Raw genomic sequence first — 12,347 nt, 5'->3', positions numbered from 1 at the left:
TGTTAGTACTACAAGACATCATCAGTAACAATTAAGATACGTCACTTCTATACAAATAAAATGCCAATTATTATAATTGGCATTAAGAACTTTCTTCCGTAAAAAATTTGTACAATTTTAATTCCTCTTCACTAAGATTTTTCCTCTGTTCAGGGTCTCTATTTTTTTTAATAAAAGCATCTAACTTTTTTTCCCTTATTGAAACATATTCAAAGAAGTGCTCTTCACAATACCAATTCATTTCTGTTCGGTTCCAATTCCTTAAGGGGCGACTACCTCTTAATTGACAATTATTCGCCTCACATTTTTTATTAAGAAAATGTTTATCTAACACAAATAAGAACCCCCTCATCATATTTAATAGTAGTTCATTCATTTTATCATAGCTATACACTAAACAAAAACTTGCTATCTTAGATAGCAAGTTTATCACCTAATTAAAGAACTCCTACCCATGTTTCATTTGACTCTGGAACTTCCAGCATCATAAATGTTGTATTTCTACCTATGAATTCACCATAAACTACAACTTTATACTTGCCAGATTTTAAGTTATTAAAGGTAAATTGCCCTCGTGGATTTTTAAGAGATGAACTATAAATGTATTCTTCGGTATGCATTCCATCAAGATACCATCCTCTGCCAGCTTCCCACTTATACAAATCAGCTGTAAGTATTCCTCCGCTAATATAATCGTTAAAAGTAGCTTGCCAATCTAAATCTAAAGAATTTGTATATCCTGTAGCCTTTGTAGTTATTGTACCCCAATAAGCAGCTTTTGCACTTACTGTAGTATTAGATAATGCAGCTTGGGATTCAACTTTGTTTATTGTTGGTATTCCAACGAAAGAACCATCACTACCCTCAGGCCCAACATCAAAAGTCTTTACCTCTCCGATTTTTGGTCTTTCGTAATCCGAATGATTATTAGATGCAAACGCAGATATAGGAGTTGCAAAAACTAAAACTGCCATTAATAAAAATAATATTTTCTTCATTAAGAGTCCCCCTGGTTTATTTGTTATCTGATTAATTTTACTTTTAAGAATAATTAAATAACGGCCGCATTAACAAGTATATATAAGTTTTAGTGTTTTTCAATATAATTTGGTATATTTAGTAACATTTACCTAACAATATATGTAATAATTACTAACATAAGGTAGAGATTCAAAAGACTAAAAAAACCAAACCTTTATCATAAGGTTTAAGTTATGACACATCATAAAATAAACCAAAACCAATTCATAAAGAAATTAGTTTTACGGATTTCTTCTTTAACGTCCATTTTCTTATTCAGCAAAGCCTCCTTAAATACATTCTTCTTTTTTGTAGCATAAACTAAAAAAAGGAGCCGCGCAGATGCAGCAACCTTATTTTTTATGAATCGGTATACATTAATTGTTTACTTGATAGTCTTTATTATTTATGAACCTAACTCTCATAGTATTTTCTTTCATTTATCTTGGTTAGGTAAAGTTTTAATCTACTTTAAATTTAATTACCTTAGATTCCTGAACCCAGCCAATAACAAAATGATTTTTTGTTTCAACCTCAACCAAAATCCAATTCCCTTTCTTTTCAATTGGAAAGACAACAGTATTACGGGAAACAGCATCTTTGGAAACTAAATGAGATTGTTTGTTTGGTCTTGTTCGCAAATGACTGTCAGTACGAAGAAAAGCCATGTCACCTAAAGGCTTCTCTATTTCATGATTTTTGGAAAACACCTTTTTAACTGAAGAAACTAATTCAGTTTCACCAATCTTTTCACTTATCTGTTTGCCTATTTCATAATCGTGATTACCAGCTATAATTTTCGAGAAATATTGTGCCATTAATAATATTAATAACATTACTACCCATTTAGCTAAGTCTTGCCCGATGCTTTGCATAACATCAGTTATGAAGGATTTCAACCTTTCAGCTGGTCTCATTTCTTTAGTAATTCCAGATTGTGCTGATTGTATAGCTGATACAATCTCCAATCTTAATTCTTCCCTTGTCATACTTCCTGTTTTATTTGCATCTACATCTACATCCAGAAGGGTTGATTCATAACTTATATCTGTAGCTATTTGCTGAAAATCTACATTATTATAATCTTCTAGAAAATCATTAAAAACGCTTAATGTATCGATAGTTATATCATCGAATAAACTTCCTAATTGCAAAGTATTTATTGACTTCGTTAAATCATTTACTAATCCTTGTGCATTTGTTGAAAAAGCATTGGCAAGTTGAGTAACAGTACTATTAATGTGATTGAATGAGTCCCACAAAGAAGACTTTTCATACCAAAGTGTATAATCCTGTGGTAGATAGGAAAAAGCACTAAAGTTTTTACTAATATCAGTATCAAACACTTTTATATCAGCTATCTGACGAAGTAAAGTATCTTGCTCCTTAATTACATCCAATGCCGTAAATCTCATCATATCATTTAAATCTTGAATGGATTGTATAGCTGGTGAATTTAATATCTTTTTCATCTCATTTTGTTGCTGCCTAAATACTTCTAAAGCATCTGAGTATGAACCCATATATATAGCTCCTTATTATTTATTAAAATTTAAACATTTAGAGTAATTTACTTACTATTTAAAAAGTTGAACTAGGGTTAATTAATAAATCATCTAGATTACCATTCTTGCTTACAGATTTTATCGCCAACAACATTTTTTGGATTTTTTTCCACTCCCACATGTACATGGTTCATTTCTTCCAACTTTATTCTTATTATTTATTAATATTTTTTTATTTATATTTTCATATGGATCTTTTGTTAGACTATAGTCAAAAAAACTAATATTATAGTCTTCTTCTTTTATTTTCGTTAACGGCTTAAGTACGCCCTCGTAACAATCTATAAATGGTTTTACAGCTACAGGACAATCCAAAAATAATTTAAATTCTTCAACTGTTGGAAATTTGCCTTTCCAAAGATTTTGGTATAATGATTCGTTAATTTCATTTCCAATGGCAAAACCTTTTACTTCAGGTGACATAAAAAATTTTAATAGTGAAGATGAGTCAATAATTTCAACACCTTCACGTATAATAGTAGTAAAATCTAATATATTTGTACAAAGTAATTTAATAATTTTTTTTGGTGGATTATCTGGTAAGTCAAAACTACATTTTTCTTTTATTTTTACCCAATCATTATCATTATTTATGATAGCTTCTCTTCTATTAACTTGTTCAATACCAACATCTATGGTTCCTAATGCATTTCTCTTAATTTTATCTTCATATGGAATCTGTAAGTGTTTAAATTCAATTAACAGTAGATGATCTTCAAATAATCCAATGAAATCAAATTCCACATCTCTACCATCAAATGCTTTAAATTCAATCTTATTTGTATTAACTTGAATGTGTGGATTAAAGGATAGAATATATCTTAATTGCTCCTCGTATATTTTCCCCTTATTTGAAATCTTTTTTTTCCAGCTTGCAACTAACATTTCAATTATTCTTACAGTATTCATTTGTAATATTAGACTTGGGCAGAAAATTACTTTGTTTCCCCCTGCATAAATCAAAGGCTGAGAAAAAACATCTAGTAATGGTTTATTAGAAAAAATAAATATATTAATCATCTTCTCTGCAATTACAAAGTCTATATCGTATAAATAAGAAAAATGAGTAATAAGATTTTCTTTGTCTGTTAATGGAGATAATTTTTTATACTGTGCAATATCGTCCTGATCGAATTCTTTTAATACTGCATTTTTATAAATCATTGCAATGGTAAACAGATATTCAAATCCTTTAAAAAGTTCAGATATTTTAATGCCATCTTGTTCAAGATCTCGATAAATATCATCTAATGCCGATAACTGGCCTCCTATTAAATTTCTAAATAATATGCTGGCTTGAAAAAATTCTCTCTTTTCTAGTTTAAATATATTTTGTATATCATTCACATCTAAATTTCTAGATATTGTATCCATATACGCTGAAGATTTTTGATTTTCTTTGAAATACTTTAAATTACTTTGCTGAACATTAATATGATCTCGATATAGATACCTATTTATTGCAATTCGTTCCTTTTTAAAGTCATCTTTTGAGTTAGGAATAAAAACGTAATATTCGGTATCATTTCTTCTTAATTTTTCTAGCTTCCATTCTCTAAATTTAAATTTCCCCCAAATATCAACTAGTAAATTTTTTTGAAGTGAAAGTTTTATAATTTCCTCGAAACTTTGTATATTATAAGGTATAATTTCACTTTTACTTTCAACTAGTGTATTCTCTATATCATTTCCACTTTTATAATACAAAAATCTAAATAAAGTGTTTGCAATCTCAATTAATGCTTCCATTCTGTCAGTTTCAGATATTTTAATACCTTCTACATCATCAACATTAAATTTTGCTACTTCATTCTCCATTCCGTTTCTAAAGTTTTTATCATTTATAAGTAAGTTTTGTGATAATCTGGATTGATCTTCTATATAGATACAAAACATTTGTAGCTGCTCAGAAAGTGAGTATTCAAAAAAAGTGTTTTCTTTCAATAGCTCTTCATTACTTTTAGTATTTCCCCTAATAATTTTGATTGCTTGAGTTATTTGTGAATATTCACTAACATATTTTCTAATATCAACATCTTTGTCAATTAACTGCTTTCCTGCAAGAAGAAATGCTAGGCTAAGCGTATTTAATTTCTTATCTGAAAATGATCTTCCTAAGGGCTCAGGTAAACTATTACTTAAAAGTAAACTCTTTTTGAAATTATCAGGATTTTCTATATACAAGTTAACGAGGATTGTTGATGCCTCTTGTGCATTAAATTCATTTATAGCAGTTCTTAATTTTGTAAGATTCATTATGAGTTCTCCTTAGTTTGCTTATGTATTTGAAACAAATAAGCTTTTAAGCTTATATAGTAGGATTATCTATTTCCTATTATATACAAAACAAACAGCAAGGAATTACCTGGCTGCTTTTTTTATTCTTTTATTATTTTCAAGCATGTTCACTGCTGCTGAGTTAGTACCATAGGACATTATCAGTAACTCTTAAGTTATGACACAAAACAAAAAACTCCAAATATATCTGGAGTCCTCTTCTTAAGCTTTATTTTAGTTCAGCAAGAACTGCAATTGATGTTTCATAAACTTCATCAGAATATTCATTGTTTCCTAAGAAGATATCAAAGTTATACAATTTATCATTAATGGAAACCAAACCACCATATACCTTTTTACGTTTTACATCTTCAGGAGTATATTCAACTAAGTAAACAATATTGTCCCTTAAGAATGAATCTATAAAGTTAGATGTGTCGATTTCAGTTGTTTTACCATCTTTACTATGTCTACCATATCTGCTGCTTAAATAATTTGCATAAGTAGGCTTATTTACAATTTCTTTATCAGATTCAGAAGTAGTAATCATGACGTAAGTATCGTATGGAGCTTTTATTACCACAGCAGCTGAATCAGTAGATTCATCTAATGAATTCAGTTGATATCCGATTCAATGTTGCTCCTCCGTATATTTAGTTAGGTTTTCTCTTTTAACAAATTAAAGAGAAGCAAAAATGCTTCTCAATAACAAATCTATAAGAAAGTAATATAAAACCAATATGTATAATACATGATTACCATATAAAAGAGAATAATAATTTTCTCTACAGGTTTAAGTTACAATTTAAGCACCTTGATTCTTTTCAACTAAGTATCCAATCAGCTTGTTTCTATCAATTAATACTACACCGTTAGAAGCAGCAAGCTTTACAGCATTTTCCGTATACATACTATTAGTTACAACCCAACACTCATCTGCATCATAATAACCTTTAGCAGAATATATTTCTTGAATTGCACTAACACCGACTTTATCTTTATAGCGTTTTGCCTGTACAGCTATTTTTCTGTTATTTTTAGTTAAGATGAGATCCGCACCATAATCTCCTGTTGTTGGTGTTTTTTTTACGTTATATCCTTGATCTTTATACAAAACATAAAGAAAATCTTCAAAATCTTCTCCTGACATTTCGTCTATTTGAAAAATGCCGGATTCTCGGATTCTTTGCTCCCTTAATTGATTCTGCAACTTGATTTCTTCTTCTTTTCTTAAGCTTTCTAATCTAATTTCTTCTGCTTTTTTGAGATTCCATAGACGCATTTCTTCATGGTGCAATCTTATGGAGTCTTGTCTGATTTGGTTTTGTAATTTAATCTCTTCTTGCCTTCTTAAATTTTCTAATCTAAACTCTTCTGCTCTTCTATTTTGCTCTAGCCTTTGTAACTCAATGTTCTTGGTATAAACCCGTCTGCTAATGGAAAAGAAGTCTGAAGCCCACCAGAACATAAAACCACCACAGGTTAATGCCATAGCAACACCTTTTCCGTAATCTCCCATATAAAAACGATGTCCACCCAGCAAGCCCAAGAAAAGCCATAATAAATAAGCAATACCTTTTGATTTCTTTTTATATGTACTTCCCATTATGTAACCCCTTGTTATTTGTTTTTTATAACTAAATAGTAACTTATAGCCAGATATTTGTAACTATACAATAACTAATTTTCCGGAGGAAATTTATTACATATCACATAGTTTATTTGAGTTTATTTTTATTGAAATAAGAAAAGGGTATGCCTCAATGGCAAACCCTTTTCTTATTTCCTTTATTTAATTTATTTTAGCTCAACCATCTTTCTAGCTTGTTCCATTAGATCCACTAACCCTTTATATGCTTCTTCTTTAGAATCTAATTCCATCTGCAAAACATTATTTATATTAATTAACTCATTAATTTTTCCCTTCAATTCTGTTTCATGATTATTCCTGGTTTTCAGCTGTTCATACTTTTTCGATTTATTATAGACCTCTTCTAAATAAAGAAGTATTTTTTTAAATTCATTATCTATTTCTTGTTTCCCATTGTTCTGTTCGTCGACAGGTTCAATATTAGCATCCTCAACTAAAATTATACCTTTTTTAAGTTGTTTTCTTTGGGCTTTTGCTACCTCTATTTCTTCTTTATATTGCTTTCTTACATAGGAATTCCACCTAAAACCACAGGCTGCACTCGTACGAGATAACTGTTTCCCAACCTCTTCAAACGCTTGAAGTTGTGTACTTCCATCTCTAATACAACGTAGTACAACTTCAGCTAATAGTATGTCTTCTTCTTGTGACCAAGCATCTTGTCTTGTTGGTGACATAAGAATTTACCTCCTAGTGTTTTTAATACATAATATTCATGTACTAGGAAAGTAAGACTTAATTATGTTACTTTATTTAGCAAAAAAAACACTATACAGAATGTAAAAAAGGATGTGCCAAAATGGCACATCCTTACTTTTATTGTTGAATTACTATAAGATCGATTGATTCATCATATTCTCTAATGGCATTAGAAATCAGATCTGCATACTTATTTTCCAACCAATCTTTACAAAACTCATTAGGAGCCAGTATACTGCAGTTTCTGTCCAACACTTTTAATGAAATACCATTAAACCAAGTATCAAATGAAGGTTTGGAAATTCTTTTAGAAACATATGTAAGCAGATAATTAAGTAGATTTTCTTCGTGCTTCTCCATTGCAGTTGTTTCATGATTAAGTACCACTTCTGCATTTAATGTTTGAGATTTTTTACTACTCTTAATAAGTTCCCCATATTGCTGCCATACACGGTATATTTCTTCAAAGTCCATTTGTTCTTCAATGGTTATTCTTTCATTGTTTTGAATCATTTCTTTTACATATTTGTCATGTTCTAACCTTAACTTTTTAGGAAGTCCTTCCCTCTCCTTTTTAATTGCTTTCTTAATATGTGCCGGAGCATTATCTGGTAGAACTAATTCCTTATTCCCCTCAATTAATGCTTTTGTTATTAGAGGCACTTTTTTTCTGATTTTAAAAATCGGGCCTTCCTCTCTTTCTCTTGAACGATTGATAACATTAAATTTATAGACAAATCCATACCTCTCTAATATATCTAAATAAGCATGAATAGTAGGTCTTGATTTATTCATTTTAAGGCTAATCATTTCAAAATTCGGGAAACACCAATCTTTATTTCCGTAAGCATATCTTTTTAGATGAGCATATAATGCTAATCCCTCTGCATTTATAAAATATCCCCAATAGTCAAATAAATAGTTATTTAGAATGGTAAGTTCTCCATCAATATAGGGGATGTTTTCACCATAAGCATCTAAGGAAAACTTTCTAACCTCGTTTTCTGAATAGATCACTTTATCTTGTTCTGGGACAAAGTAAGTTAGTTTTTTCTCATCCTGTTTTATTAACTTCATTCTTTGTTCAAAGTTTCCAGTATCAATCATTCTATAATACTCTAATTTATCATTTTTCCCTTTTAAGTTTAATTGCTCATTTTCCATAGCTGTTTCCTCCAGATCTTACCTATAAAGACATATCTGTAGGTTTTTTCTTGAAATTAAATGTTTATATGATAGAATAAACTCAACGAATAATTAAGAAGAAACCGCTTGTCATTTCAATTAACCACAGGTCCTAAACTGGTAGGTTAATGAATTATAGGTGGTTTTTTTTAGTATAGCATATAGAAAAAAGGACCCCACAACAAAACTACCGTAGCTATATGCACGGTTTTTCATTGTAGGGTCCTTCCCTTTATCCGTATACTATTGTTTCTATAATTAAAACATATTTTTCTATAAATCTCAAACCTATCATTATGAATAAAGAGTAATAAAAGTCTAGATGTTGTAATAAACACAACACTTTTGGGGTTTGAAAATATAGTAGATTATTATTTAATAATATCTAAAACACTTATTTCTGTTTGTGCTTGTTTATATAAATATATTTAACTTGTTTATACTTGTTTAATCTTGTTTATGGTCCTGTGGAACTGTTGGGACTGTAAGGTTTGGAGAAATAAAGTACAACACTTTGGGGTAAAAGCACAACGTTTTTGGGGTAAAGGCACAACACTTTTAGGGTATATAAGCACAACACTTTTGGGGTAGAGCACAACATTTTTGGGGCGTAAACACAACACTTTTGGGGTCAAATCTTGGTGAAATATACACCCCAGTGATAAGGACTTCCAAACGTATACATTCTCGATTAAACAATTTGGAAATTTAATTGGTTCCAAAGTCGAAGAATTTATATAAAGAGGTCGATAAGATAACAACTCAATTAATGCAACCCTTTTTATTTATTAACCACGAAGGTAAACCAACTCGAATAGCATGGTTATCTAAGGCAACTTATAATGTAAATGAGGGTTCAGTAACAGTTCGCTTTGATCCGGACTTAAAACCTTTCTTCCTTTTATTAAATCAGAAATTTACTAGGTATAAACTAGGTAATATTTTACACCTGCGTAGCAACTACTCTATTCGTTTATACGAGCTTTTAAAAAGTTATGAAGGGTTAACTGAGAGAACCTTTACTGTTGAAGAGCTAAGGGCTAAGCTTGGAGTCCAAGATAAATATCCAGTCTGGATTAATTTTAGGCAGAGAGTAATTGATCATGCTCAAAATGAAATTGCTAAGAAAACAGATATCTCCTTTACATACGATACAATTAGAAAAGGACGCTCTATACATAAAATAAAGTTTAAAATAAAAACAAACTATTCTGCTGAAAATGTAGCAGAAATTGAGGAAAAAAAGGATTCCCAAGATGTAAATGATATTCAGCGGCTGGGTCTAGAAATGGGATTGAATTTAAATAAAAAAGTTATAAATGGCTGGCTTGATTATGGTAAGAACAATATTATTGAATTGATGAATACCATAAAGTACGATAATTCTATTAGAAATCCAGTGGGTTACATTTCTAAAGTGCCGCCAACAATGGGAACTAACCATGATGAACAACTTGATTTATTTGAGGATAAAACCATTCTTCTTGAGAAGGCTATCCGGGAATTTATTATGAGTAAGTTACCTAAAAGGAAAGTTACTAGAATAGAGAAGATACCACATTATATGCATAGAAATGACGCTTTAGAAATCTTGAAGAAATATTTCGATGAAGATGAATCTAAAAAGATATGGGAAGAGCAAGGCGTTGAAATAACTGAAAAACTGTATGAAGAAAGTAAGAGTAAACTAATTTAGGCACCTTCTAAAAGGTGCCTTTTATTGTTTTACCTCAGTTTATCAGTAATTCGACTTTATTAATAAATAAAGATTCTTCAATATCTGAACATAGTGAGAACGCAATTTCTTGTGAAACTGTAACTTCTTTTTCTTCCATCAAACTCGATCTTGCTGGTGATTCTTCTCTTATTGCAGACATTAATATTGTTACCTCATGGAAGGTTCTTTTATTTACTTCTTTTATACTTTCCTTCGACAAAGAGTATAATTCTACTAATTTATTTTCTTCTGTATTATTGAAACATGTTTTTTTTAATGTATATTGCTCATTTGCCACTAGTTATCATCCTCTTTTTTGTATTCCATACCACAAAAAAAGCCAACTAAACATAAGTTTAATTAGCCGGTTGCGCTACTAGCTACAAATCATCCAAGCGCCCAAATAAAGATGATTTTTCATCGCTTCTAAGTATAGTGACTTTATACCTATATTATATTCAGTTTTTACCAAAATGCAATTCTATTTTTTAAAAACTTTTTTTAGTATTTTCTCTTTTCTCGGGAGCTACTTTTTCTTCTCTGGAAAACAGGCTGAAATAAATATACCTATTATATTATTTAAGATAGGTTAGTAATTTTTTTATTGTATAGTTTTCTTGTTATAGTAACTTAATTAATGCAAACAAGCCCTCACCTTTTGGGGGAGGGCCATAAAATGGTTATACCTTCTCTTCAAAGAACTTATCAAAGTTGAAAAGATAGCAAGCCTCCCTATAAGCTTCCTATCCATCCCACAACAAGATTCCCAACAAAAAATATAATAATTGCAATTCCTATAATTGTTAGGCAACTAGCACCTTGTGGTCTTTTATCTCCACAATTTGGGCAAAGAATTGCATTTCTGGAAATAGGTTTTCCACATGACCTACAGTTTAATAATCGATTTCTAATTTTTAAGCCCTCCTAAACTTTATAACTTTATACCTAGTTTACCATTTTTTTAATTACTTTTATTACTAATTTACTAGATGGATAATTTACTTTTTACTAGCTTTAAGTGTTGCCTAGCATAGAGAGGTTTAAGAAGGTGGTTATCATATGTATGGAGAATTGTTAATTTGAGTGGTATAAAATTAATCACGTAGATAGATAAAGGATTAGTACTATGCTAATCCTTTATCTTTTTTATTATCTATACAAACTTCAGTTTAATTTTTACTTCCCCTTTTTCTTTTTTCATAATAATCTATTAAGCTTCCAAATATTTGCTGAAATGAAGAGTAATAGCTTTTAGGATTGTAAGTGGCTATGCTACCCCAAAGTAGAGTTTTTAAATAAAATTTATCATTTAAGTATTTGAATTCAGTCTCAATTCTTGCATCTACTTCAATATCACCTAACACGATGATATTGTTATTGCCAGGTCTTATAAATATATTAGAAGGATTAATATCATCAGCTTCTATTATAACTTTATATTTCCTTGGAACATTTTCATGCATGTGACTAAAGAAAAAGGAATGGAAAGAAGGCTCATTATCCTTCTCCTCTTGGTGAAACCAAATATAGTTTTTTCTTTTATCCTTAAATCTCATTACATAATTTGATTTGGCACTAGGAATTGCTTTCAATTTTACTTTTCCTGTAGCTAGATAATACTCATAGTCTTCTTTTGATATACGATTACTATAATGTATCAGTTTTTTTCCTTTAATCTCTTCAGGTTTTATCTTTCTCACATAGTATTTATTGGGTCTTTTATAATATTGATCAATTAAGATTACTATACATAAAGCTATCAATGATACTATAGTAATTTTTATACCAATAGAATGTATGCCGAGCTTTATACTCATTAAGGCGTTAATAAATATCCCAAATATAAATAAGGGTATAAATAAGATGAAAATTAATAATCCCCCTATAAGGGTCATAAACATCATTCTATTACTACCAAGTCTTTTTTTGTCCTTCATCCTTTTAACGAAAGGGTTCATCATAAAATAAAACCTCCATGTTATTTATTTATAGCGAAAGCGACTTGATAATAAGTCGCCTTCGAAAATCCTATTGAAATTAATCTTTTTGTTTTTTTCTTAGAAATAGAACATAAACAATTAGGTAAACTAAAAGTCCGAAAATACCAATGTTAAGTAGTTGCCACACTGCTGTACCCAATCAAAATCCTCCTGTTTAGTAGTTATCATAAAAGTGTTGGTTCAAAAGAACCGCTACTATTTTACCATAATTAGCCTTTTTATACACGTAGCAT

11 protein-coding genes and 1 riboswitch are annotated in these 12,347 nt (G+C 29.9%); of the genes, 1 reads left to right on the top strand and 10 read right to left on the bottom strand.

Translation table 11 applies throughout. The features are described from left to right. Positions 1 to 82: 82 nt before the first annotated feature. From MKX82_RS27635 to MKX82_RS27600, 8 genes are all read right to left on the bottom strand, one after another. Positions 83 to 334, bottom strand: a complete 252-nt coding sequence (locus MKX82_RS27635) for a hypothetical protein (RefSeq protein WP_341081795.1) — start codon at positions 332 to 334, stop codon at positions 83 to 85. A 103-nt stretch (positions 335 to 437) separates the two neighbouring features. Next, the gene (locus MKX82_RS27630; RefSeq protein ID WP_341081792.1) at positions 438 to 998 is read right to left on the bottom strand and encodes a hypothetical protein; all 561 of its coding nucleotides are present in this window, start codon (positions 996 to 998) and stop codon (positions 438 to 440) included. Between the two features lie 483 nt (positions 999 to 1,481). Beyond that, positions 1,482 to 2,543, bottom strand: coding sequence for a hypothetical protein (locus tag MKX82_RS27625; RefSeq protein ID WP_341081790.1), 1,062 nt, complete (start codon positions 2,541 to 2,543; stop codon positions 1,482 to 1,484). Positions 2,544 to 2,663: 120 nt separating this feature from the next. Further along, the gene (locus MKX82_RS27620; protein ID WP_341081787.1) at positions 2,664 to 4,841 is read right to left on the bottom strand and encodes a YecA family protein; all 2,178 of its coding nucleotides are present in this window, start codon (positions 4,839 to 4,841) and stop codon (positions 2,664 to 2,666) included. A gap of 250 nt (positions 4,842 to 5,091) precedes the next feature. After that, positions 5,092 to 5,445: a hypothetical protein gene (locus tag MKX82_RS27615; RefSeq protein ID WP_341081785.1), complete on the bottom strand. Its 354-nt coding sequence runs from the start codon at positions 5,443 to 5,445 to the stop codon at positions 5,092 to 5,094. Between the two features lie 222 nt (positions 5,446 to 5,667). After that, positions 5,668 to 6,468 (bottom strand): restriction endonuclease, encoded by an 801-nt coding sequence (locus MKX82_RS27610; protein ID WP_341081782.1) that lies wholly within the window; start codon positions 6,466 to 6,468, stop codon positions 5,668 to 5,670. 191 nt (positions 6,469 to 6,659) lie between these two features. Beyond that, complete coding sequence (locus MKX82_RS27605) at positions 6,660 to 7,190, bottom strand: RsfA family transcriptional regulator (protein ID WP_341081780.1); 531 nt, start codon at positions 7,188 to 7,190, stop codon at positions 6,660 to 6,662. Positions 7,191 to 7,329: 139 nt separating this feature from the next. Next, a complete protein-coding gene (locus MKX82_RS27600) occupies positions 7,330 to 8,376 on the bottom strand; it encodes a DnaA N-terminal domain-containing protein (protein ID WP_341081777.1) in 1,047 nt (348 codons plus the stop codon). Positions 8,377 to 9,109: 733 nt separating this feature from the next. On the opposite strand from MKX82_RS27600, the gene MKX82_RS27595 reads away from it, so the two are divergent. Beyond that, entirely contained in the window at positions 9,110 to 10,093 is a 984-nt protein-coding gene (locus tag MKX82_RS27595) for a replication initiation protein (RefSeq protein WP_341081774.1), read from the top strand. Positions 10,094 to 10,127: 34 nt separating this feature from the next. Here the strand turns inward: MKX82_RS27595 and MKX82_RS27590 are convergent, their stop codons facing one another. Both MKX82_RS27590 and MKX82_RS27585 read right to left on the bottom strand, forming a co-directional pair. After that, positions 10,128 to 10,412: a hypothetical protein gene (locus tag MKX82_RS27590; protein WP_341081773.1), complete on the bottom strand. Its 285-nt coding sequence runs from the start codon at positions 10,410 to 10,412 to the stop codon at positions 10,128 to 10,130. A 55-nt stretch (positions 10,413 to 10,467) separates the two neighbouring features. After that, positions 10,468 to 10,551: riboswitch (cyclic di-GMP riboswitch) on the bottom strand. A 732-nt stretch (positions 10,552 to 11,283) separates the two neighbouring features. Continuing rightward, a complete protein-coding gene (locus MKX82_RS27585) occupies positions 11,284 to 12,075 on the bottom strand; it encodes a hypothetical protein (protein WP_341081772.1) in 792 nt (263 codons plus the stop codon). Between the last annotated feature and the right edge of the window lie 272 nt (positions 12,076 to 12,347).

This window comes from Niallia sp. FSL R7-0271, assembly GCF_038005785.1.
Classification (GTDB): Bacteria; Bacillota; Bacilli; order Bacillales; family Cytobacillaceae; genus Niallia.
Note: the sequence above shows the minus strand (reverse complement) of the source record. Positions and strands in the feature narration are given on the sequence as shown.

What these genes read in the sequence shown, in the direction of transcription:
- MKX82_RS27600 (WP_341081777.1), bottom strand. Translation starts at nt 8,376, where the DNA reads ATGGAAAATGAGCAATTAAACTTAAAAGGGAAAAATGATAAATTAGAG.
- MKX82_RS27620 (WP_341081787.1), bottom strand. Translation starts at nt 4,841, where the DNA reads ATGAATCTTACAAAATTAAGAACTGCTATAAATGAATTTAATGCACAA.
- MKX82_RS27605 (WP_341081780.1), bottom strand. Translation starts at nt 7,190, where the DNA reads ATGTCACCAACAAGACAAGATGCTTGGTCACAAGAAGAAGACATACTA.
- MKX82_RS27610 (WP_341081782.1), bottom strand. Translation starts at nt 6,468, where the DNA reads ATGGGAAGTACATATAAAAAGAAATCAAAAGGTATTGCTTATTTATTA.
- MKX82_RS27585 (WP_341081772.1), bottom strand. Translation starts at nt 12,075, where the DNA reads ATGATGAACCCTTTCGTTAAAAGGATGAAGGACAAAAAAAGACTTGGT.
- MKX82_RS27625 (WP_341081790.1), bottom strand. Translation starts at nt 2,543, where the DNA reads ATGGGTTCATACTCAGATGCTTTAGAAGTATTTAGGCAGCAACAAAAT.
- MKX82_RS27630 (WP_341081792.1), bottom strand. Translation starts at nt 998, where the DNA reads ATGAAGAAAATATTATTTTTATTAATGGCAGTTTTAGTTTTTGCAACT.